The organism is Bacillus sp. UNC41MFS5 (assembly GCF_000686805.1).
This window is the reverse complement of the sequence record NZ_KK366019.1, coordinates 178,009-200,661: the sequence shown is the minus strand read 5'-3', so window position 1 is coordinate 200,661 and position 22,653 is coordinate 178,009. Positions and strand designations below refer to the sequence as shown.

Annotated in this window: 20 protein-coding genes; 7 read left to right on the top strand and 13 right to left on the bottom strand. The window is 40.2% G+C overall.

What is annotated here, in order from left to right; all coding sequences use genetic code 11:
- The first annotated feature begins 118 nt into the window (after positions 1-118).
- Positions 119-1,102 carry an ABC transporter substrate-binding protein gene (locus BR30_RS0127530; protein ID WP_026567844.1) on the top strand — a complete coding sequence of 328 codons (984 nt, stop codon included), beginning with the start codon at positions 119-121 and terminating at the stop codon, positions 1,100-1,102.
- A gap of 140 nt (positions 1,103-1,242) precedes the next feature.
- Here BR30_RS0127530 and BR30_RS0127525 read toward each other — a convergent pair whose 3' ends face one another.
- Positions 1,243-2,412 carry an FtsW/RodA/SpoVE family cell cycle protein gene (locus BR30_RS0127525; protein WP_026567843.1) on the bottom strand — a complete coding sequence of 390 codons (1,170 nt, stop codon included), beginning with the start codon at positions 2,410-2,412 and terminating at the stop codon, positions 1,243-1,245.
- Between the two features lie 105 nt (positions 2,413-2,517).
- The gene (locus BR30_RS0127520) at positions 2,518-3,282 is read right to left on the bottom strand and encodes a DUF4931 domain-containing protein (protein WP_026567842.1); all 765 of its coding nucleotides are present in this window, start codon (positions 3,280-3,282) and stop codon (positions 2,518-2,520) included.
- A gap of 205 nt (positions 3,283-3,487) precedes the next feature.
- Between BR30_RS0127520 and BR30_RS0127515 the strand changes: the two genes are divergently transcribed.
- Complete coding sequence (locus tag BR30_RS0127515; RefSeq protein WP_026567841.1) at positions 3,488-4,270, top strand: undecaprenyl-diphosphate phosphatase; 783 nt, start codon at positions 3,488-3,490, stop codon at positions 4,268-4,270.
- Between the two features lie 34 nt (positions 4,271-4,304).
- On the opposite strand, the gene BR30_RS0127510 is transcribed toward BR30_RS0127515, so the two are convergent.
- Positions 4,305-4,967, bottom strand: coding sequence for an FMN-dependent NADH-azoreductase (locus BR30_RS0127510; protein ID WP_026567840.1), 663 nt, complete (start codon positions 4,965-4,967; stop codon positions 4,305-4,307).
- A gap of 240 nt (positions 4,968-5,207) precedes the next feature.
- Here BR30_RS0127510 and BR30_RS0127505 point away from each other — a divergent pair, with 240 nt between their 5' ends.
- From BR30_RS0127505 to BR30_RS0127490, 4 genes are all read left to right on the top strand, one after another.
- A complete protein-coding gene (locus tag BR30_RS0127505; protein ID WP_026567839.1) occupies positions 5,208-6,155 on the top strand; it encodes a substrate-binding domain-containing protein in 948 nt (315 codons plus the stop codon).
- Positions 6,149-7,015: an ABC transporter substrate-binding protein gene (locus tag BR30_RS0127500; RefSeq protein WP_026567838.1), complete on the top strand. Its 867-nt coding sequence runs from the start codon at positions 6,149-6,151 to the stop codon at positions 7,013-7,015. The genes BR30_RS0127505 and BR30_RS0127500 overlap by 7 nt, the downstream gene beginning before the upstream one ends.
- 70 nt (positions 7,016-7,085) lie before the next feature.
- Positions 7,086-7,784 (top strand): ABC transporter permease, encoded by a 699-nt coding sequence (locus tag BR30_RS0127495; RefSeq protein WP_026567837.1) that lies wholly within the window; start codon positions 7,086-7,088, stop codon positions 7,782-7,784.
- Entirely contained in the window at positions 7,781-8,524 is a 744-nt protein-coding gene (locus BR30_RS0127490) for an ABC transporter ATP-binding protein (RefSeq protein ID WP_026567836.1), read from the top strand. Before BR30_RS0127495 ends, BR30_RS0127490 begins: the two co-directional genes overlap by 4 nt.
- Positions 8,525-8,598: 74 nt before the next feature.
- Here the strand turns inward: BR30_RS0127490 and BR30_RS0127485 are convergent, their stop codons facing one another.
- Together BR30_RS0127485 and BR30_RS0127480 are read right to left on the bottom strand one after the other, a co-directional pair.
- Entirely contained in the window at positions 8,599-9,972 is a 1,374-nt protein-coding gene (locus BR30_RS0127485) for a sensor histidine kinase (protein WP_026567835.1), read from the bottom strand.
- A complete protein-coding gene (locus BR30_RS0127480) occupies positions 9,950-10,678 on the bottom strand; it encodes a response regulator transcription factor (protein WP_035446266.1) in 729 nt (242 codons plus the stop codon). The genes BR30_RS0127485 and BR30_RS0127480 overlap by 23 nt, the downstream gene beginning before the upstream one ends.
- A gap of 546 nt (positions 10,679-11,224) precedes the next feature.
- On the opposite strand from BR30_RS0127480, the gene BR30_RS0127475 reads away from it, so the two are divergent.
- On the top strand, positions 11,225-12,586 hold the full coding sequence (locus tag BR30_RS0127475; protein WP_026567833.1) for a sensor histidine kinase: 1,362 nt from the start codon (positions 11,225-11,227) through the stop codon (positions 12,584-12,586).
- A gap of 42 nt (positions 12,587-12,628) precedes the next feature.
- Here BR30_RS0127475 and BR30_RS0127470 read toward each other — a convergent pair whose 3' ends face one another.
- From BR30_RS0127470 to nadE, 8 genes are all read right to left on the bottom strand, one after another.
- The gene (locus tag BR30_RS0127470; RefSeq protein ID WP_026567832.1) at positions 12,629-15,019 is read right to left on the bottom strand and encodes an immune inhibitor A domain-containing protein; all 2,391 of its coding nucleotides are present in this window, start codon (positions 15,017-15,019) and stop codon (positions 12,629-12,631) included.
- 371 nt (positions 15,020-15,390) lie between these two features.
- On the bottom strand, positions 15,391-16,908 hold the full coding sequence (locus BR30_RS0127465; protein ID WP_026567831.1) for a flotillin family protein: 1,518 nt from the start codon (positions 16,906-16,908) through the stop codon (positions 15,391-15,393).
- A gap of 14 nt (positions 16,909-16,922) precedes the next feature.
- Positions 16,923-17,465, bottom strand: coding sequence for an NfeD family protein (locus tag BR30_RS0127460; protein WP_026567830.1), 543 nt, complete (start codon positions 17,463-17,465; stop codon positions 16,923-16,925).
- Between the two features lie 244 nt (positions 17,466-17,709).
- The gene (locus BR30_RS0127455; protein WP_026567829.1) at positions 17,710-18,444 is read right to left on the bottom strand and encodes an amino acid ABC transporter ATP-binding protein; all 735 of its coding nucleotides are present in this window, start codon (positions 18,442-18,444) and stop codon (positions 17,710-17,712) included.
- 15 nt (positions 18,445-18,459) lie between these two features.
- Positions 18,460-19,158 carry an amino acid ABC transporter permease gene (locus BR30_RS0127450; RefSeq protein ID WP_026567828.1) on the bottom strand — a complete coding sequence of 233 codons (699 nt, stop codon included), beginning with the start codon at positions 19,156-19,158 and terminating at the stop codon, positions 18,460-18,462.
- Positions 19,145-19,975 (bottom strand): amino acid ABC transporter substrate-binding protein, encoded by an 831-nt coding sequence (locus tag BR30_RS0127445; protein WP_026567827.1) that lies wholly within the window; start codon positions 19,973-19,975, stop codon positions 19,145-19,147. Before BR30_RS0127445 ends, BR30_RS0127450 begins: the two co-directional genes overlap by 14 nt.
- A gap of 106 nt (positions 19,976-20,081) precedes the next feature.
- Positions 20,082-21,512, bottom strand: coding sequence for an amino acid permease (locus BR30_RS0127440; protein WP_026567826.1), 1,431 nt, complete (start codon positions 21,510-21,512; stop codon positions 20,082-20,084).
- 223 nt (positions 21,513-21,735) lie between these two features.
- Positions 21,736-22,557, bottom strand: coding sequence for an ammonia-dependent NAD(+) synthetase (gene nadE / locus BR30_RS0127435; RefSeq protein WP_026567825.1), 822 nt, complete (start codon positions 22,555-22,557; stop codon positions 21,736-21,738).
- Positions 22,558-22,653: the final 96 nt, after the last annotated feature.

The window sequence follows — 22,653 nt, the reverse complement described above, 5'->3', positions numbered from 1 at the left end:
GTGATTTTGAAAATCATTTTCAATTAAAGCGTTGACATAGGGGTACTTCTCATTTTATGATTAAGTTGTCATTGAAAATGATTATCATTAACAATTAGCTAAGGGGGCTACATAAACAATGAAGGCAATCAAGACAATACTTACTCTTTTCTCTATCATGACCCTTTTCTTATTAGCGGCGTGCGGCAGCAATGAAGAAAAAACGAGTGATAAAACGAAAACTACTGCAGAAAAATCTTATACAGTAGAGCATGCGATGGGATCGACTACCATTAAAGGGACACCGAAAAAAGTCGTTATTCTTACAAACGAAGGAACGGAAGCACTACTTGCTTTAGGTGTGAAGCCCGTGGGTGCTGTTCAGTCTTGGCTTGGAGACCCATGGTACGATCATATTAAAAACGAAATGGACGGCGTTGAGGTTGTTGGGGTTGAAGGTGAAGTCAATGTAGAGAAAATTGCTTCGTTAAAACCTGATTTGATCATTGGAAACAAACTACGTCAAGAACAAGTGTATGACCAACTAAGTGCTATTGCACCGACCGTATTTTCTGAAACACTAAGAGGAGATTGGCAGGAAAACTTTAAGTTATATGCAAAAGCCTTGAACCTTGAAGAAAAGGGCAACCAAGTTTTAAGTGACTTTGATAAACACATTGCAGATTTAAAAGGTAAACTCGGTGATCAAGTTAATCAACAGGTTTCAGTTGTTCGCTTTATGGCAGGTAAATCCCGTATTTACTACACAGATTCTTTTTCAGGTGTGATTTTTGATAAATTAGGCTTTAAACGTGCTGCCCAGCAGGAAGCACTATTTACTCCAGATAATAAGCTAGGTTTACTGGCTGTAGAAGTTGGCAAGGAAGTTATTCCTAAAATGGATGGAGACCTTCTCTTCTACTTCACTTATGCTCCACAAGGGGATCAAGCTGCTTTAGATACAGCAAAAGAATGGACAAATGATCCGCTTTGGAAAAATTTAAATGCGGTGAAAAGCGGTCATGCGTATGAAGTCAGCGATGCAACATGGAACACTGCCGGCGGCGTTCTCGCAGCCAATATCATGCTCGATGACCTTGAAAAAATCTTACTTAAGAAATAAGTACTTTTTATAAAAAACCTCCCAGTTTTTTTATAGTAGAAAAGAGCGCGGCTTGCCATGGCCTCGCTCTTTTTGTTTAGTTTTTTAGACTTTCATGCATAAAAAAAGAACGACTCATTCGCCGCTCTTTTTCCAAATCTTTATGCTGATGTCGAGAACATGTATTTTTTATAATGATAACGGATGGAAAAGATTAAGCCGAGCCCGAACATGTTCCCCATCAACGCACTACCACCGTAGCTGATAAACGGTAATGGAATACCTGTAATCGGCAGTACGCCAATGGTCATCCCGATATTCTGGAAGACGTGGAAGGTAATCATGCTGATGACCCCGACACAAATATACGTATAAAAATTATTCTTTGTTTCCATTCCAACCTTGGTTATATGATAAACCAATAAAAAGAACAAACTGATTAAAACACTTGCGCCAATAAAACCATATTCTTCGCCTACGACACTAAAAATAAAGTCGGTCTGGCTTTCTGGTAAATAGACTTCGCGGTTTCCAAAACCTTTACCACCTGTCTGTCCTGAGCCGATTGCTAGCAGGGATTTGGTCAACTGATAGGCATCAGAGCCTTGGTAGCTATAGGGATCAAGCCATGAGTAAATCCTTCGAAGTTGGTATTCGCCTACCCCAAGGTATTTTTCAAGTAAATCCGGTTTCCATAGAACAAAATAAAAAATCGTCCCGACAAGTGCAATCCCAGCTGAAAATAGTGGAGCAAGCAGCTTCCACGAGATCCCTGAAATAAAAATCATTCCAAGCATAATAGCAAGAAACACAAGCGCTGTCCCTAAGTCCTGCTTGATAATAAGTCCTAATGGGATCATGGTGACAATCCCTATCTTCACTAAAAGCCAGAAATCCGTTTGCATCGTTTTCATCTGGTTCTTTTGGTGATGATCTTCGATTACGCGTGCAAGTCCCAGAATAATGAAGATTTTTACAAACTCGGAAGGCTGGATTGTTCCCACTCCAGGTATTTTAAACCAGTTTTTCGCCCCATTAATGACAGGCGCAATACTCTCCGGCGCTACAATTAAAAATCCAAGCATAAGAAGTCCAAATCCATAAGCATACCAGGTTAGCTTTCGTAATTGGTCCGAATCAAGGGTCATAACACCAGTGATAATCCCACTGCCCACCGCATACCAAAAAATCTGCTTTATTAAGAAATTCTCCTTGTACTGCCCACTCGCCTGGGCACTATAAATCGCTAAACAGCTGGCTAGAAAAAGCAATATTAATATAAAAACAAGATTATAATCAAGTTTTGAAGTTTTATTCGTATTTGAAGTCATATAGGTTCCACCTTACTAAGAAATACTACATTCCTTCATTATATTTTTAATAACAACAAATCACAACTTCTAAACCGTGAATGGATTAAATTACATAAGAAAGTCCTATTCTTTAAAATAAATCCGCTGCAGCTCTCCTGCCATCCATTCAAGATTACTTGGCACCTGTGGAATTCCGTAGCCAATATAGAGCGGGGTGGTTACAAATCGTGACACCACCTTGGCATAGATTTTATTTTCAATATGATGAAAAAACAGATTGTAACTCGTTGCTTTGAATGGAAAGTTGTTCAAAATATAATGTACAGCCATTTGCAGGTAATCGGAAAACCGTTTCTGGTAGCTGGAATCATCCATTTCAATGTTGAATTCATAAAAGCCAACGCGCGGCTTAGTCGACAAGGTCAACCGAACCCCGTCCTCCTCGGCGATTACAATCCCTTCAAACATTTCATGGGTTACCTTTTCTTTATAATCAATTTCATCCAGTCCGATGATTTGCATATGCGGATGGGAGAGCGTTCCTCCGGACAATGGTCCATGGTTTTTGAAAAAGATTACCGATTGATAGCGGCCTGTTTCCTCCATGGCTAACCAATGTTTGATTCCGAACCTCATTAATTTATGTAAATGCTCTTTTGAGTAGGTGGATAATTCACCATGACAATCATCCGTTTCAATTAATACCGTTTGAAAGGTATGTTCTAAAACGGGATATTTATTCTTCAAAAGAATAATCGGTTCGTCTACAGCGATGAAGTTGGTCAGTTGATCTCTTTCGCAAAATGGACAGGCCTGGTCTTTATTTCGTATATTCTCAGGTTTTTGAACACCGATCGACGTATTAAAATGTAGATGTGAATTTTCCAAATGCGTTTCTCCTCTCGAACGAGTATACTTCTATTTTATGGGAGAACGCCTTCCAATTGCACTTATTTTGATTAATCCATCGATATTTTCATTGACCTAATTGGTAATTGAATCCTAAAATAGAGGTGAATTTCATTAAATAGATAATTTTAGCATATCTATAAAAGGTACAGGCTTATCATTTCTTTAGATTGTGAGGGTATTTATGTTAACAAAATTAGAAGCATTCATTCTTGGGATTATTCAAGGGTTAACGGAATTCTTACCGATTAGCAGTACAGGCCATCTTTATTTAGGAAGAAATTTATTCGGACTTCAGGAAGCCGGGCTTATGCTTGATACCATGCTTCATGTTGGAACATTGCTGGCTGTTTTTGTTTTTTACAAGGAAGAATTTATTAAAATCATTAAAAATCCGTTTAGCAAGTTAACCTTTTTGTTGATCGTCGGGACAATCCCAGCGGTAATCTTTGGACTTGCGTTTAAAGATTACATCGATGAAATTTCGAAAACCGGGGTGACTATTGGCTGGGAGTTTTTAATTACGGGTATTTTCTTGTGGCTTGCTGATTCCGTGAAAAATGGATATAAAAAAATGGATGATATTAGTTATAAGGATGCCCTCATCATTGGTACTTTTCAGGCCGTCGCAATTATGCCAGCAATCTCTCGTTCAGGGATGACGATTGTTGCGGCACTTTGGCGAAAATTAGACCGTGAAACGGCTGCATATTTTTCCTTCTTATTATCCACGCCTGCGATTGTAGGTGCGATTGTCTTGCAAACGAAGGATTTACTTGAGGGTCACGGGGAAGAAATATCCCTATCGGCATTGCTCGTCGGAATTGCCGCCTCTGCCGTGTTCGGATATGTTGCAATTAAATGGATGATCGGGTACTTAAAGAATCACTCATTAAAACCATTTGCTATTTATGTTTGGGCATTAGGGGTACTTGTACTATTTTTCCAATTTACAGGTAAATTTTAAAAAAAGCGGCTCGATCCACTCGAGTCGCTCTTTTTTATAATGAAACAGGCAATTTTGCCATTTCTCTGGCCGCAACTGCTGCTTGTTCTTTCGCTTTTTCCATAATTTCAGGAATTTGTTTTGGAAAATGATCCATTCCTTCTGCAAATATCGTTTCCATTAAATCAAAACCCAGGAATTCAAGGGCTTTGCTCAAATAACGATCGCCCATTTCAAAATCGGCCATTTTACCAATCGAATAAATGCCTCCGCGCGTTTGAATGTGAATCGCCTTTCTACCAGTAAGGAGGCCTTCTGCCCCATGTTCCGAGTAAGTAAATGTTTTCCCGGCAATAAATAAACAATCCATGAAGGATTTCAAAATAGCCGGTGCACCAAGGTTCCAGATTGGGGTGACGAACACATAGTAATCCGCATCTATAAATCGGTCAGCAAGGGCATGCATTTTTTCAAGTTTGGTCCGCTCATCTTCGGAAAGTTGCTCTTTTGTATAGCCCATAAATGATAATTTTGCACGAGCATATAATAAATCCATATCTATCTCTGGGATATCCATGCTGTATAGGTGCATATGTTCAATTTCCACATCTGGCTGTTCCTTTTTGAACTCCTCCAAAAATACTTCCCCGATTTGCATCCCTTTTGAAAGTTTTATATCATTCTTTGGATTTGCCGTAATATATAGAAGCTTCGACATATAGATCCCCTTTCCTTACCTCACAATATTTTCTTCTATTTCTATAGTACAATAAACTTCCTTGCTCACGAATGAACAATCCGTGAAATTTATGAATTTAATGTGAAAACTGCATGCTTAATTGAACAATTCATGACAATCCCAAACAAAACTTAACGAAACTTAACAATACTCAACAAAAGTCACATCCGGTATGCTATTCTTATTTTAATATAAAAACTGGAAAAAGGAGGGTGACTTATGGAAGAAAAAGCTTATACTCCCGATGAGGTGGCCCAACTCTTTCAAATCTCAAAACATACGGTTTATGAGCTAATAAAAAGAGGTGAACTCCAGGCATTCAAGATCGGCAACAAAATGAGAATTGAACACGCAGAGCTGGAAAGATTTAAAAACAATACAAAAACTCCTGCCAAAAAAGGGCCAACAGAACCAACAGGGACCACGGATAATCCTGTCCATTTCATTCAATTATCGGGCAGTCACGACTTTCTTGTCGAACATTTTGTGAAACAAGCAACTACTGCCTTAAACTTGCAAATTCAGCCATCATACATAGGCAGCCTAGAAGGGTTAATAATGTTATACCGGGGTCAATGTGATATTGCTGCTATTCATCTTTTGGATCCAAACTCACAAGAATATAACTTACCTTTTATCCATCAACTGTTTGTTTATGAATCGATTCTGGTGCTTAGATTGGCAGCAAGACAGCAAGGCTTTATTGTCGCGAAGGACAATCCGAAAAACATTCAGGATTTTTCGGATCTAACGAGAAGTGATGTTCAATTTGTAAATCGCCAAAAAGGGGCAGGAACACGTTTCTTACTAGACTCTAAGCTTTCTAATTATGGAATTGAACCGAGTAAAATAAATGGCTATAACACGATAGAATGGAATCATTTATCAGCAGCTTCCTATCTTAGCAGAGGAATGGCAGATGTAGCCTTTGGAATTCAGTCTGCTGCGAGCCATTTAGGACTTGATTTCATCCCCGTCGCTAAAGAAAATTTTGATTTGGTTTTCCGCTTTACCGCTGAAAATAAACAAAGCTTAACAAACCTTATTCAGTATTTACAATCTGCTAGTTTCAAAGACAGTTTAACGGATCTAGAAGGATACGATATTTCTGAATTAGGCAAAATCACCTATCAAACTAGTCAAACGGAGGAAACAACCACATGTTAAAAAATCGTTATCTTGCCTTCCTATTCGCGATGATGCTAATAGTTTTAGCAGCCTGCGGAAATGCTGACTCAAAAGATTCCGCAGAAAAAGCTAAAAAAGAAGAACCTAAAGCAGCACCAACGGAAATGATTCTTGCAACAACTACAAGCACACAGGACAGCGGCTTACTTGACGAAATAATTCCTATGTTCGAAAAAAAAAATAACGTAAAAGTTAAAACGATTGCAGTGGGTACAGGGCAGGCATTAGAAATGGGGACAAAAGGGGAAGCAGATGCCCTTCTAGTTCATGCTCCAGCAGCGGAAAAAGCAGTAGTCGATGCAGGCGATGCGATTAACTATAAACGTGTCATGTACAATGATTTTATTTTAGTAGGACCAAAGGAAAATCCAGCTGTCGTTAGCGGGAACGACATTATGGCTGCTTTCAAAAAATTAGCAGATTCAAAAGCCACTTTCGTTTCACGCGGTGACGATTCTGGTACACATAAAAAGGAACTTGGTATCTGGGAAATGGACAACATTAAACCAGCTGGAGATTGGTATGTCTCTACAGGACAAGGTATGGGTCAAACCTTACAAGTGGCCGCAGAGAAAAAAGGCTACGTCTTAACAGACCGCGCTACATGGCTGGCACAAGAGAAAAATTTAAACACTCTTCAAATCGTCGTTGAAGGCGGCAAAGATTTAATGAACATCTATCATGTTATGCAAGTAAATCCTGAAAAACATGATAATATTAATAGTAAAGATGCTGAAAAGTTTGTAGAATTTATGGTAGATTCAAAAATACAAGATGTGATTGAAGAATTCGGTAAGAAAGAATTTGGCCAATCCTTATTCAAAAAATATACTGAATAGTTGACATGGAGGCCCTTTTTTAAGGGTCCTTCTGTTTATTCAGCTAAAGCAACTCCTGGAGGCACTTGAGATGGAATTACTCATTGATGGACTTAAAAAAGCGATAGACATGATCCTTTCTGGTGATCCCGAAGTATTGGCTATTACATGGCTCACACTGAAAGTTTGTCTTATTTCCATTCTGATTAGTACCTTGATCGGATTGCCGCTAGGTATTTTCCTTGGATTAACTAGATTCAGAGGGCGCAAAGTTCTATTGTTGTTCATCAATATTGGTTTAGGGCTGCCACCTGTGGTTGCCGGCCTTTGGATTACAATGCTGTTGTGGCGATCAGGTCCATTAGGCAACCTCACCCTGCTCTATTCACCCACAGCGATTGTTATGGCTCAAATACTGGTTAGCTTGCCAATCGTCACAAGTTTGACCTGTTCCGCCTTTCAACAAATCAGTGAAAAAATGCTACTCCAGATTAAAGCACTGGGCGCTACAAAACTGCAAACCCTAATGATTCTCATCAAACAATTAAAAATCGCGATATTGGCAGCGGTTATGGCTGGCTTTGGCCGGGTCATTGCTGAGGTTGGTGCCGCGATGATGGTCGGTGGGAATATCCAAGGTGACACGCGCATTTTAACGACAACAATTGTGATGGAGGTCTCAAAAGGGAACTTTGATATCGCCTTAGCACTATCGTTTATTTTATTATCGGTTGCCCTATTGATTACGGCCGTATTAACCTACTTACAGCAAAGGAAGCGAATATCATGAGTCCGATACTCGAGTTGAAAAATCTCACCTATCAAGCGCAAAATAAAACGATTCTTGATATTCCTAACTTCCAAATTGGAACGGGAGAATTCCTTGGCATTATGGGACCAAATGGGGCTGGTAAAAGTACATTGCTAAAGATGCTGGCCTTTCTTGAACAACAAACGAGTGGCGACCTTCTTTACCGCGGGCAAGCCGTTCCGAAGGGAAATGCTCCGCTTGAGTTACGGAGAAAATTTTCGATTGCTCTTCAGCAATCCTTACTACTAGACGGAACGGTTTTTCATAACATTGCGATTGGTTTAACCCTACGGAAGGTCCCTAAATCTATCATTAAAGAAAAAGTGGAACAATGGATGGACTTGTTTGGAGTTAGTCATCTTGCAAAAAAAAATGCCCTCTATTTATCAGGCGGCGAGGCACAACGGGTCAACTTAGCAAGGGCGATGATTGTAGAACCAGAAATTCTGTTTCTAGATGAACCTTTTTCTGCATTAGACTTTCCGACGAAAATTAAATTGATGGAGGATTTTAAGGGGATTATCGAAGCTGCTCAAACCACCGCCGTGTTTGTCAGCCATGATTTGATGGAGATTAACTATCTTACCAATCGGCTGGCGATCATCGTTAATGGTGAAGTGAAACAAGTAGGAGCGACTCCGCGCGTTCTTGAACAACCGAATTCCTCCACTGCTCCCTTCCTAAACGAATGGAAAAAGTTTTACCCTGTTGCCCGTTAACTAATCATTTCTACTTTTTTAGTTGGAATTCCACAAAAGGCCGCTGCACGATGCAGTGGCCTAATAATTTTGAGCTAATCTTCCTGCGGAAACCACAAAGTAACACTCGTTCCTTTATTCAGCCTGCTTTTTACTTTAATGATACCTTTATGCGCATCCATTAAAGCTTTGACGATCGAGAGACCAATCCCTACCCCGCCTGTTTTACGATCCCTCGATTTATCCCCGCGATAGAAACGTTCAAAGATATGCGGAATATCATCTTCTGCCATTCCCGAGCCTTCATCTTGGATCCTGAAGCCGACATAGCCGTCCATTTCCGTTTTTACTGAAAGGGTAACATTTTTTCCTTCCGGAGTATATTTTAGAGCATTATTGAGGATGTTAGATAAGATTTGCATTAAGCGATCCTTGTCTGCTTCAAATAATTCTTCCTCGGCAGGTTCGATTATCAGAAGATCGACACCCTTTTCTTTAAACAAGGGCAAGAACATCTCATATAATGCCGCCAGCACACTTCCTGCATCTAATTCAATTTTCTCCAGTCTCATCTGCGGATTTTCGGCTGCAAGCAGTTTTTCTAATTCATTCACCAGCCTAACTAAGCGCATCAACTCTTCATGTGTGGTCTGCAAACGCTGCGGAGTCGGCTCCCAAATCCCGTCCTGAAAGGCTTCGATTTGACTTCTCAAGGTCGCAAGCGGAGTACGAAGTTCATGGGCCAAATCACCGGTAAAATGCTTTCGCAGGTTTTCTTCTTTTGCTAAAGATATCGCCAGATTATTAAAGGAGATCGCAATATCCTTTACCTCGGTTGGCAATCCCGATAATGGAATCCGAATCTCAAGATTATGATTCTGCAGTTCATTCGCTGCAAACGATAACTTTTGTAACCCTGAGGTGAGCTTTTTTGAAAACAGCATACTAAAAATAATCGCTAGTACAATCGTCAAACAAACGGCTGCATAAATGTATAATTGAATCGTTTGGATAAACGTATTTTCATCATCAATTAAACCCTTTGGATAGATGGCGACAAGTTTTCCAATGACCTGATTATCTACCCTCAGTGTATAGGTCTTGGAATGCCACTCTTCCCCATTTGGAGCAGGTTCGGTTAACCCGAAGCTGTTGAGCATGCCTCGGATGTTGGATGAATCCATTTGCAATTGGCCTAACCGGTCATACAGTTGAAAATACAATTGTTCTGTCATAGCATGTTCGTGCAAGAGGCCAAATACCGGATCGCTCGTAAAGTGGCCATTTTTTTTATAATCCTTTTCAACTTCCGTAATAATTCGATCAATCTTTTTTTCCCGATTTCGATCCAAGTAGCTGTTAAAACTCTCCTCAAATCCATACTGGATAAAAAAGCTCACAATGATGATCGCAATCATCGAGATGAGTAGCAAATAAAAAAGTATCTTAGACCGGAGCGTTTGCAGCATCTAATACCCCTCCAAATTTGTAGCCCATACCGAAAACCGTTACGATAAAATCTGGCTGTCGTGAATCCCGTTCGATTTTCTTCCGGAGGTTTTTGATATGGGTATCGACACTGCGTTCATAGCCTTCATAATACATGCCCTCATCCTGAATTTTTTCGAGTAAGTCCATCCGGCTATATACCCGGCCTGGATTTACCGCCATATTGGTTAAAAGTTTGTATTCGATTGGTGTTAAGGTAATGGAGTCTCCGTTTGCGGTAACATCTTTTTTGATTAAGTCGATGACCAGCTTTTTGCCATTGAATTCAAGTCGTTCCACTTTCTCTGTCTTTTTTACACGTCTTAAAATCGCTTGCACGCGTACGACGACTTCGCGCGGACTAAACGGTTTGGTTAAATAATCATCGGCCCCCATCACAATTCCGTTGATCCGGTCATCCTCTGCTGATTTGGCTGTCAACATGAGAATGGGCACATCTGACTCTTTGCGCACGAGACGGCAGACTTCTTCACCAGAAATATCCGGCAACATTAAATCTAATATAATTAAGTCGGGGGTTACTGTTTTTACTTTTTTCAACGCATCTATTCCATTATCGGCGCTATGAATTTCATAACCTTCTCTTACTAAATAGGCTTCAAGAACTTCTATAATTCTACGTTCATCGTCTACTAATAATATTTTCACTTTTATCACTCCCCACATATTAAATATATCATTTCAGGTCTGTGATGTTTGTAACTTCACAAATTCACCACAAGTTCTTCATAACATCTTCAATCTTTCCGGGTAAGATGGGGGTGTAGTAAGGAAGAGGTGTTCACTAGAAGGACTCCCAAGTTTGTAGTGGTCACCTCTTTGATGAAGTATATGGTCCAAAGCCATCTTACTCATCCCAAATTTAACCTCTCTTTTTTATATAGTTCGGGCGTCCCAACGGTGGGACGCCCCCTTTTTTTATTCGGTATGTTAATTATCATGGTAGATTTCATTTTTCAATTGGGAGCTCATATTCTTATCGACCCGTGCAGTGATTTATAAATGCGAAACGGGCTTTATAAACCGCTCTTATTGACCCCTCCATTGATTTTTTAGCGCAAATGGGCTTTATAATCCGCTTTTATTGACTTCTCCATTGATTTTTTAGTGGAAACCGGCTTTATAACAAAATACATTTTAAGAAATTAGAAACAATATGGTGCTCTTATCCGGCGAACGATATAGTATGCTTAGGAGTGAGGTGTCGTTTTTATGAATAAAATATCAATTAAGATTGGCGTTCTTTTTTTTCTAGCGATTTTTATATTAGAAGGCATTTCGATGGTTTTTTTGCATAATAATATCATTCATTCCCGGGTGCATGAGGAGTTAACTTCTCTTCAGACACGTGGAAATAATCACCGGGAAATCCTTGAGGCTTCTTTTCAGGATGAAACGATCCGGCACATTGCCATGATGGAGGCGCGGACGGATACACAGGTGATTTTAACCAAACCGGATGGATCCATTTATATGTCTTCCAATCGAGTAACAGATGCTATGAAAAAGATTATGAGTACTAAGCAAAAACAAGTTCCGCACGCGGGGTTAATTCTAGAAGATGATTGGAAACATGCAGCCTATATCGCCTCAATCAGTCCAGTCATGGTTGACAATACGATTACCGGATATGTCTATATGTTTCAAAACACCCAAAAAATCAAAGAATTAATTTCCGGACTAAACCAGCATTTCCTGATTGCTGGTCTACTTTCTCTAATGTTCATGATTATTATCATTTTCACTTTAACAAGATACGTCACCCACCCTCTGATTCAAATGAGTGAAGCCACCAAACGAATCAGCAAAGGCGATTTTTCCGTGTCTTTACCGAAGATTGGCAAGGACGAAATCGGTGAACTTGGGGAATCAATTAAAGTGTTAGCAAGCGATTTAGAAATTTTAAAAAATGACCGAAATGAATTTCTCGCCAGCATCTCGCACGAACTCCGCACGCCGCTAACCTATATTAAGGGATATGCGGACATTGCCCGCCGGCCAGAAACGATTAATGAGGACAGAGATAAGTATTTAGGAATTATTGTTGAGGAAACTGGCAAGCTATCGAAATTAGTGAAGGAGTTATTCAATCTCGCAAAAATGGATGAAAATTCTTTTTCGATTGAGAAGGAAGAGGTTCTTTTACGTCCTTATCTTCAAAGCATCCTTGAAAAAGTAACTCCTGCTCTTAAAGAACATCATATGGAACTTGTGCTTGAATGCTCAGATTCCCTTTATCTGTCCCTTGATCCCATACGATTCGAGCAGGTCATTCTCAATCTCGTTGATAATGCCCGAAAGTATTCTGAACCGCATACCACTATCCGGGTTGAAGTTAGCAACAGCAGCGGAAAGGTTTATATTAAGATTCAAGATGAAGGAAGGGGAATCCCTGAAGAGGATTTACCGCGAATTTTTGATCGCTTTTATCGCGTAGATAAATCTAGGACACGTGCTCTTGGCGGAACAGGACTGGGACTGGCGATTGTTAAACAACTAGTTGAGGCACATGGAGGTACGATAAAGGTAACGAGCAACCCGAATATGGGGACTTCATTTGAGATTACTTTATAACAGATAAAAGACACCAGGCAGGCCCGGTGTCTTTTATCTGTTTTACTTATGAATCCATACTGCACCAGCAGAGTTGTCGTTTGCTTCGCCAATGACTTGGAACTTGATTGGGTACTGTGCTGGAACTTTAACACCAGCATCAGGAATTGCAGTGTTCATGTAAGTTTTTGTGGAATCAAAAGTTGTTACGCCTGAAAGGCCTTTATAATCATAGATTCCACGAGTTGGTGAATCAGCATACCATGCAGGTGACTTGTCTAATGAGAACGCTGCATCTGCTACTTGGTAGCGAGTTGTTTGAGCGATAGAGTCAACACCATTTAGTTTAAAAACAAGCGCTTCAGGATGAGAGTCAACTACACTTAGGAAACCTTCACCAGGGTGCTCACCGCCCCAGTTATCTGTAAATGTATCGTCACCATACCAAACTACTAAACCAGTATTATATTTTGATCCGCGCGAGAATTGTAGAGCAGTATCAGATCCTGCATAGTTTCTCCACTCTAGGTAGTAGTAATGGGGTTTGTTAATCCAGCCGTCAGATACTTCGAAACCGTTTAATGATACACCTGAAGTTCCTTCTGCATCATCAGAGAATGCAACTTGTCCATCAACCGTTAATTGTAAGTTGTCAAGTGCGAAACCGTCTGGTGCAAGTCCGCCATCTGTTACATAATTAAATACTAGTTTTACTTTCTTGCCAGCAAATTGGCTTAAGTCAAGGGATTTATCTTCCCAGTTGCCTTGAGAAGTCTCGTAACCGCCTTCAGTATTTTGATCACCAATAGTATCTAGTTTTACACTCTGGCCATCCTCAGTAACAGCCGTTACATATAGGTAGTCATAGCCAGCTTCAACTTTATAAAATTGTTTGTAATCAAATTTAGCAGATGAAGCTTTTGTTAAGTCAAAGACAGGAGTTTCTAGTACAGTATCAAGGTCATCGCCTTTTGTACTATAGTAGTATTTTGCACCAAACTCAGGAGCAATACCTGGAACCTTTTTCTTAGGAAGGTTTACTTTTACAATACCAGGGTTCTTAGATTTTGTAACGCTCTGGTCAATGACCGCAGCAAGACCATTTTTATCGATATCTTCATAGTTTACTTCCGTAATATTTGCCCAGTTCCCGCCGATTGTTTTTTGGTAGAATTCCTTCACTTGTGGTGAGAAGCTTGGTGGCTGTGTACCAGCAATATGACCGCTCCAGCTTCCGCCGCTCATGACCGACCATTGTGCTATCGAATCACCATTGCCTGTGTATTGAGTGTCATACTCATCCGGAGCACCTAAGTCATGACCAAATTCGTGTGCGAATACGCCAACTGCGCCGTCTTCAGGCTCAATAGTATAGTCATAAGCAGCCATTTTTCCGCCCCAGTAATTTACCGCAGCTGTCGTATTAGCTACTGGATACACACCATTTAATGTCCAGCGGTGTGACCAAATAGCATCATCTCCAACAACTCCGCCGCCAGCTTCTTGGCCAGCTCCAGCATGAAGAACCATTAAGTGGTCAACCAAGCCGTCTGGCTCATTTTGATCGCCGTCGCCATCAAAATCGTAAAGATCAAATTTGTCATAATCAGCTAAATTGATTCCCTTAGCAACCGCTGCATTTAATGCATCTTTAACAAGACCGCGCGCACCTTTTGTTCCTGGAGCATTATCATGACCACTTTCACTGTCACTGCCGTACTCAGCAGCTTTTCCTGGCACTTTCAACCAATCAGTTACAGTACCGTCAACAGTGTAACTGCCGCCAGATTGCTCTTCATAAAATTGTTTAAATGTTTTGATCTTTTCGCCGTTGAAGAGAGTGAAATCTTCATCTCCAAACAACATCTTCTCATAATGCTCTTTATTGAAGTCATCAGCATACATATAGCCTTCTTCTTGTTCTACTTTATTGTGTTCTAAGTCAGCATACTCTACTAAAAGTACAAGTACTTTATCTTCACGAACTTCGCCATCATAGGATGCTTGTTTCGCAGAGTCTACTTTTACTGCACCCGTTGGTTTACCTTTTTTAAAGTTTTCGTGACCTTTGTCCAACTGCTGGGTAAGCTTGTCCTTTTGCTTTGTAACAAAATCTTTTGCTTTTTGGTCAAAAGCTTGCTGCTCTTTTGTTAGAGCTTTGTCAGTTTTACCTGGCTTTTCACCCTGCTTTTTCTTTATGTAGGCTTTTGCTGCTTTTGTAATCTCTGCTTTAGATGCATTCTTCGCAATAAGTCCTCTTTTTTGCAACGCTGCACCTAGTCGATCGATATCAACAATATTCAAATCGATTGGAGCTGATGCGACTGTTGTTGCTGCCGATACCGGTTTTGGTGCGATCGTGCTTCCAGCAAATGCGCCTGCGAACATGGTAGTAGCTACCATTGTACTAGCAGCAAGGCTGGATAAGACCTTTAAAGTGGTTTTCTTCTTCAAATCTTAAACCCCCTATTTTATATAGTTACATCGTTCTCCTTAAGAGCGATGCTTTGCTAGTTTATCAGATTAGCGCGAAAATTGTAAATAGTCACAATTTAGTAAAAAATACTTATATCAAGCACATCATTGTACCTAATAAATGTAAAAATAGAATTTTTAACAGGAATATAAACCCATAAAAATAGTTATAATATATGCCTTTCGACCTTTTTTTCGTGTTGTCGGAAAAATTCTTCAGAAAACGAAAGTTTCGGAATTCGAAATTTAAGTAAATAGACCTAGCGGATTCTAGTAATATATTTAATCAATTATATGAACAAATCATCAAAAAAACCTTATCATCATTTTGATAAGGTTTTTTGAAATAATTATTCAGCTTTTTTCTTAAATTCATCAGTTAATTCTTCAATGCTCTTCCTTACATTTCCTTTTCCTGAATAGTTTTCAATCAATTCTTTCACGTCGATCCCGCTCGAGGCTTTAAGTGACTCCTGAAGACTCGCCATCAAATTGGTTGCATAGCCAGTAATTTTGTTTGCTCCGCCATTTTCACCAGATCCGCCCGTATCGACAACCGTAATTTTATCAATATTGGACAGCGGGCTTGCCACTTGCTTTGCATATTCTGGCAGCATTTTAATAATCATGTCTAGGATAGCCGCTTGACCGAATTGTTCGAAAGCTTCGGCAATTTTTTCTTTCGCCTCGGCTTCAGCTAAACCTTTGAGGCGAATAATTTCTGCTTCGGTCGCCCCTTGTGCTTTTTCCGCTTCTGCTTTGGCTAAACCATCCAAACGAATCCGTTCGGCTTCTGCTTTTGCCATTGCTTCGATTCGATATTTATTGGCCTCAGCTGCGGCTATTTCCTTGGCTTTATTTGCAGCGGCCGACTGTTCGACGGAGTAACGGTCAGCGTCTGCCTTTTTCTTCACTTCCGAATCATATTGCCGTTCGCGACGTTGAATTTCTTTTTCTTCTAATTCAATTTGTTTTTGTCTTTCAATAATTTTAATTTGCATTTCTTGTTCCATAACATCTTGTTTGGACCTAGCTGTTTCCAGATCGTAGGCTTGGTCAGCACGTGCTCTGGCAATATCTTGTTCACGTCTAAACTCAGCCACTTTTAATTGATTGACTTTTTCCGCCTCGGCAATTTCGGTGGCTCGCTCTAATTCATTCCGTTTTGCTTCTTTCGCTGCCTCTGCTTTTTTAATACGTGTTTCTTTTTCTGCTTCCGCTGTTGCGATATCTGCGTCTCTTTTCACTTGGGCAATTCGCGGTTTACCGAGTGAATCGAGGTAACCATTTTTATCTCGGACGTCTTTAATCGTAAATGACACAATGACCAAGCCCATTTTGGCGAGATCCTGTGAGGCAACCCTTTGGACCTCTTGGGAGAATTTATCACGGTTTTTATAGATTTCTTCTACGGTCATCGAACCTAAAATCGAGCGGAGATGTCCTTCTAGTACTTCCCTTGCTTCATTTTCACGGTCTTCTTTTGGTTTTCCTAAGAACTGTTCCGCTGCTGTGGCAATTTCACTAATCGACCCGCCGATTTTAATAATCGCAACTCCATCAGCCATAACAGGTACACCTTGCTCGGTATACACCTCTGGAGTCGTTACTTCTAGTTTACTAGATAGTAAGCTAAGCGGCTTTGCCTGTTGGAAAACTGGCAAAATAAACGTACCGCCGCCGCGGATGATTTTCACTTTATTCCCGGACTCGTCAACATGGACATTTCCATTGCCAAGGAAACTGCCTGTCACGATCAAGGCCTCATCCGGTCCTGCCGTTCTGTATTTTGTGATGAAAACGCCGATTAAAGCTAAGATAATAACCACAACAATTCCAATGATTATCCAAATAAAATTGAATTCCATCTCTTAAAACCTCCCTATAAAAAACTTTCTAGTTGATGATGAACCGTCACTTGCAGGACGCCCTTTTCTACCTGCACAATCAGCACTTTTGACCCACTCTCGATGAGGTCTCCATCAAAACTCGATGCTGGCTTGGCAATCCTCCCGCTTGTACTGTCAATCATCACTTCCCCAAAACCGTCAGCAGGAATAGTCGTGATGACCGTCCCAACTCGGCCTCGCAAGTCTGATTCTTTATAGACTAGTGATTCCTCGGCAGACGAAAGCGGGATGAGCACAAAGACATTTAATAACGTCACAACAATGAAGGCAATCACGGCAGATATGCCTAAAATAAGTAAATAGTGAAAAGATGAGAGCCGTTCAAACAGATAACCGCTTGCTGACAGAATGGTTACAAATGCAAAGATTAGGACGGGATTAAAAAAATGAAGTCCATCTCCAGCCCCCTGAAAATGAAAAACATCGGCAAACAAAACATATAAAACTGTGACTACTCCCGAGATTATTAACCCATATAAATAAATCGTTTCTAAAGGAATGCTGAAAGGTTCCATGCGCACCCATCCTTCATATTCAAATAAAATTCTTATTTTACGTAACACCACTCCTCATCCATATGCATCCATCCCTTCCTATGTATCTACCTAAAATACGGTTGGATAATGAAAAAGTTTCATTTTTTACTAAAATTTACCTATTTTATTAATTATTTCGATAGCACTTGTCGAAATTCCTGCTAAGCTAAAAAGATCATTGTCCTCAAAATAAAAAAGTGCCATAGCATTTAGCTACAACACCTTATTGAATCATATTCAAGAACTTCCTCGTTCGTTCTTCTTTCGGTTTAGTAAAGATTTCTTCTGGCTTGTTCCTCTCGACAATCACACCTTGATCCATAAAAATAACTTCATCAGCCGCTTCACGGGCAAAGCGCATTTCATGGGTCACCACAATCATTGTCATGCCTTCCCTAGCCAGGTCTTTCATGACTTTTAACACCTCACCGACAAGTTCGGGGTCAAGTGCAGAAGTAGGCTCATCAAAGAGCATCACTTCCGGTTCCATGGCAAGTGCCCGGGCAATACCCACACGTTGCTGCTGACCGCCTGAAAGCTGAGCGGGAAAGTAATCCTGCTTATCACCTAGTCCAACTTTTTCAAGGAGTGCCTGGGCTTTTTTCCGTGCTTCCTCCTTACTCTCCCCTTTGACAATGATCGGCCCTTCCATAACGTTTTGAAGAGCAGTTTTATGCGGGAATAGATTATAGCTTTGAAAAACCATTCCGGTTAAGCGCCGGAACGAAGAGATTTGTTTTTTCGGTACATTTTTCGAGAAGTCCAAGTTTTGTCCCTCAATGGAAATGACTCCTTGATTCGGCGTTTCGAGTACATTTAAACAACGCAACATCGTGGTCTTACCTGAACCGGATGGACCGATGACAACAACCACTTTTCCTTTTTCAACGAGAAGGTCAATTCCTTTTAAGACCTCTAATTGACCAAATTGCTTATATAATCCTTTAATTGAAATCATCGTATAACTCCCTCATTAAGACGTATACCGGTCCATTCTCTTTTCCAAATATCCTTGCAAGATCGAAAGAAAAAAGCAAATAACCCAATAAAATAGCGCTGCTTCTACATATATCAATAAAAATTCATAGGTAGTTGAAGCAATTTCTTGAGCCCGGCGAAACATCTCTGTTACAAGGACAACGGATGCAAGAGAAGTGTCTTTTACAAGACTAATAAATGAATTCGATAATGGCGGTATAGATACTCTTGTTGCCTGCGGCAGGATGATTCTTTTCAATGCCTGGTTGTAGGTCATACCAATTGAATACGCTGCTTCCCATTGTCCCTTAGGAATGGAGATAATCGCTGCCCGAATGATTTCTGAAGCATATGCCCCAACGCTTAGGGAAAAACCAATGACTGCGGATATAAATGGATTCAAGGTAACTCCTATATTAGGAAGTCCATAAAAAATAATGAATAACTGAACAAGTAATGGTGTGCCGCGAATGGCTGAAACATATACCCTGGCAATTCCTTGAAATAGTTTTACGTGAGAAATTCGGGCAAGTGCGGTTAACACAGCCAAAATAATCCCAATAATAAATGAAATAATGGTTAATGGAATGGTATTCATAACAGCACCCTCCAGCAGCGGCTGGAGGGAAGTCTTTGCAATCTCAATTAACCTGTCCATTCTTTCTGGGTCAGCAAAAATACTATTTAAGTACATCTTCACCAAACCATTTCTCAGAGATTTTTTTGTAGGTGCCATCGTCAATTATTTCTTTTAGCGCCTTATTTACCTCGTCAACGAGTGTGTCGCTTTTCTTTCTAAACATGAACCCGCTTGAAGAGGCATCATTAGCAGTTGCCACAACCTTGATTGGTGCATCTGGCTTTTGTTTTTTATAGTCTAAAAATGAAAGCTTATCGTTAATTGTCACATCCACACGTTTTTGGGCAAGGAGCTCCACTGCTTGCTGGAAACCATCCACTCCTACTAGTTTAGCCCCATATTTTTTAGCCATATCACCGTAGTTACTTGTCAACGATTGAGCTGCATTTAATCCTTTAATATCTTCAAATGATTTCACTTTATCGTTATCCTTATGAGCAATCAAGACCCCTGCAGACGTAATATATGGATCAGAGAAATCATACTTTTCCTGACGGTCTGGACGAATCCCAACTTCGTTAGCAATCATGTCAAAACGCTTGGCATCTAATCCTGCAAACATCGCATCCCACTGTGTTTCTTTAAATTCAGGTTTTACCCCAATACGTTTAGCTACCTCTGTTGCAAGTTCCACGTCAAATCCGGTTAGATTGCCACTTGTATCATGGAAAGTGAATGGTGGATATGTACCTTCTGTACCTATTAATATTGTTCCGTCATCTTTTACCTTTTTCAATAAATCATTATCTGCTTTTTCAGAAGTCTTGTTGTCAGTTTTGTTCGTATCTTTATCGGCATTATCCTTGCCGCAAGCTGACAGTACAAACATAAAGCTCAATAAAATTGCAAAAATGATGGTAAGTTTTTTCACTGATATAACCCCCTAATTTTGATTGTTCTTATCGAAATTATCATTATTTTACCCTTAATTTACAAAATAAAACCTATCAGAGGCGTTCTGATAGGTTAAATAAATATTATGCTGATAAAGCTTTTTTGCGTTCGGCCATTACTTCCTTTTTTCTTCTAAACAGTGGACCATAAAAGAGGATGCCGCTCGCCAGTAAAATCATTCCATAGGTAAATGTTTTAATATCTGCTGTTCCAGCGATAATCACCCATACAGAATAAATAGTGGAAAGTAAGGCAATTATTCCGTCTGTAATTCTTGAACGATCCCCTTTATAGGTCTCCCCGGTTACAACTAGTTTCAACTGATAGACGGAGGAGATAAAGTAAGGTACCAAGTAAGATAATGTTGCAATGATAATGACAAATCCAAAGGCATCTGAAATGGATTTGGAAACCGTTGAAAAGATAAACAGTTGACCTAAACCATTAGAGACAACCATTGAAAACAATGGCAGACCTTTTTTGTTTTCTTTTTTAAATGCAGGAATGAATAATCCCTGCTTTGCCGCTTGATAAGGGACTTCCGCACTTAGCATTAACCATCCAATTGTTGAACCAAATAAGCTAATCAACCCAATCCCTGCTAAAACTTTCCCGGCAATTGGCCCTAAAAAGGATGAAATCGCATCAATTAGCGGCTTATCAGAATGGATAAGCGTGTTTTGATCTAACATTCCCATCGTCAAGGTGCTAATACCAATGTAAATGCCAAGGGCAATAAATAATCCAAGGATGGTCGCGCGTTTCACATCGGTTTGCTTTCGAACACGAGAAGCAAACACAACGGCAGATTCCACCCCAATAAATGCCCATAATGTATTTACTGCAGCACTGTTCACTTGACTCATCATTCCTACCGAGTGGCCGGCCTCGTCCATTCTAACAGCCATTAACGGAAGAATATTGCTTTTTTCAAACGCAAATAACCCGACAAGAATAAACAGAATAAATCCGGCAACTTTAGCGGCTGTTGCCACAAAATTCATCTTTCCGGCACTTTCCATTCCTCGCAGGATGATGAAGTGAGTTCCCCAAAGCAGTAGGGAACAGACAAGAAAAGTTAATCCATTACCGACCTTAAGTGTAAAGCCGCCAATTGTAAACCAGTCTGCTTGACTTGTTAGAATTGGGAAAAAGGTTGATAAATAACCAGCAAAGGTTGTAATCATCGCAACATTCCCTGCGAGATTACCAATCCAGTAACCCCAAGATGACATAAAACCAGATAAAGTTGAAGCATGTGATCCTGGTTTAAACAGTTCCTTAGCATAAATTTGTGGACCGCCAGTTATATTTGGTTTTCTTATCGCAAGGTTACCAAATACAAGAGCGGTCATTAATACACCAAGTCCTGTTACAAGCCATGCTGAAATGACACCAGCAGGACTCGCTGCTTCAGAAAGCGAGCTTGGCAGCATAAATATCCCTGACCCGACCATGTTTCCGACAACAAGAGCGGTTAATACCCAAAATCCTAATTTATTAGCGTTCCCCATGGTGTAATCCCTCTCTCCAATCCATGTTATTTATTTTAAAATAATGTTTTTAGTATTTTGTTGAATAAATAATAATTTGCTTTATAAATATAGAACCGGTACAGGATTGTGTCAATGGAAATTTTATTCTAATAAAGTATTAAAGTGGTGAATTAGTCGGACATCTCATAAATTTTTCGAATATAAAAAGAGACTGCTGATTTAGCAGTCTCCTGTCTTTAAATTATTTCCACCACTCATCGAACATCGTTGTGGGAAGTTGGCGTTTATGTTCTGTCATTAGGTAGCGCTTTTCTATTTTTTCAGCGACCTCTTTTGAAACGGATTTCCCTTCCAAATAATCATCGAGTTCATCATAAGTAATTCCTAACTCTGTTTCATCAGCCTGACCAGGCTTTTGATCCAGTAGGTCTGCAGTAGGTGTTTTTAAATATAATCGTTCATCGGCACCAAGTTCTTTTAATAGGACTTTCCCCTGCCGCTTTGATAAGCCGCTCAGCGGAAGAATATCCGCCCCGCCATCACCGTATTTCGTATAGAAACCTGTTACTGCTTCCGCTGCATGGTCTGTTCCTATCACAAGCAGACCTTCCATGCCGCCGATTGCATATTGAGCTATCATTCTCATTCTCGCCTTGACATTTCCTTTTTGATAATCGCTTAACTGTGCCCCTTGGTAGCTGGTGTCATATTCTTTTTGGACTTCATCTACTGCTGATTTAACGTTAAAGACCGTCTCACGGTCGGCGCGAATAAAGGCTAATGAGCGTTTAGCGTCTTCCTCATCCTGCTGGACGCCATATGGGAGACGAACAGCGATAAACAAAGCATCGGACCCTTCATTACGCAGCTCTTCCACCGCTAGTTGGGCGAGTCGGCCAGCAAGGGTAGAGTCCTGTCCCCCGCTTATTCCTAGTACATAGCCCTTAGCCTTTGTTTTTAGCAGGTAATTTTTTAAGAAATCAATCCGTTTCCTAATTTCCTCTTGCGGTTGAATGGTCGGACTCACGTTTAAATCCTTCATAATCTGTGCTTGTAAACTCATTACTTTACCTCCTGACAAACGATGGATATATTAACTAATGTACCACAAATCTTTAGTTTTCACTAAAACGGTGAGAAAATAGTAAAATGGGTAAAT

What these genes read in the sequence shown, in the direction of transcription:
- BR30_RS0127530 (WP_026567844.1), top strand. Translation starts at nt 119, where the DNA reads ATGAAGGCAATCAAGACAATACTTACTCTTTTCTCTATCATGACCCTT.
- BR30_RS0127525 (WP_026567843.1), bottom strand. Translation starts at nt 2,412, where the DNA reads ATGACTTCAAATACGAATAAAACTTCAAAACTTGATTATAATCTTGTT.
- BR30_RS0127515 (WP_026567841.1), top strand. Translation starts at nt 3,488, where the DNA reads ATGTTAACAAAATTAGAAGCATTCATTCTTGGGATTATTCAAGGGTTA.
- BR30_RS0127510 (WP_026567840.1), bottom strand. Translation starts at nt 4,967, where the DNA reads ATGTCGAAGCTTCTATATATTACGGCAAATCCAAAGAATGATATAAAA.
- BR30_RS0127505 (WP_026567839.1), top strand. Translation starts at nt 5,208, where the DNA reads ATGGAAGAAAAAGCTTATACTCCCGATGAGGTGGCCCAACTCTTTCAA.
- BR30_RS0127500 (WP_026567838.1), top strand. Translation starts at nt 6,149, where the DNA reads ATGTTAAAAAATCGTTATCTTGCCTTCCTATTCGCGATGATGCTAATA.
- BR30_RS0127495 (WP_026567837.1), top strand. Translation starts at nt 7,086, where the DNA reads ATGGAATTACTCATTGATGGACTTAAAAAAGCGATAGACATGATCCTT.
- BR30_RS0127490 (WP_026567836.1), top strand. Translation starts at nt 7,781, where the DNA reads ATGAGTCCGATACTCGAGTTGAAAAATCTCACCTATCAAGCGCAAAAT.
- BR30_RS0127485 (WP_026567835.1), bottom strand. Translation starts at nt 9,972, where the DNA reads ATGCTGCAAACGCTCCGGTCTAAGATACTTTTTTATTTGCTACTCATC.
- BR30_RS0127480 (WP_035446266.1), bottom strand. Translation starts at nt 10,678, where the DNA reads ATGTGGGGAGTGATAAAAGTGAAAATATTATTAGTAGACGATGAACGT.
- BR30_RS0127475 (WP_026567833.1), top strand. Translation starts at nt 11,225, where the DNA reads ATGAATAAAATATCAATTAAGATTGGCGTTCTTTTTTTTCTAGCGATT.
- BR30_RS0127465 (WP_026567831.1), bottom strand. Translation starts at nt 16,908, where the DNA reads ATGGAATTCAATTTTATTTGGATAATCATTGGAATTGTTGTGGTTATT.
- BR30_RS0127460 (WP_026567830.1), bottom strand. Translation starts at nt 17,465, where the DNA reads ATGGAACCTTTCAGCATTCCTTTAGAAACGATTTATTTATATGGGTTA.
- BR30_RS0127455 (WP_026567829.1), bottom strand. Translation starts at nt 18,444, where the DNA reads ATGATTTCAATTAAAGGATTATATAAGCAATTTGGTCAATTAGAGGTC.
- BR30_RS0127450 (WP_026567828.1), bottom strand. Translation starts at nt 19,158, where the DNA reads ATGTACTTAAATAGTATTTTTGCTGACCCAGAAAGAATGGACAGGTTA.
- BR30_RS0127440 (WP_026567826.1), bottom strand. Translation starts at nt 21,512, where the DNA reads ATGGGGAACGCTAATAAATTAGGATTTTGGGTATTAACCGCTCTTGTT.
- nadE (WP_026567825.1), bottom strand. Translation starts at nt 22,557, where the DNA reads ATGAGTTTACAAGCACAGATTATGAAGGATTTAAACGTGAGTCCGACC.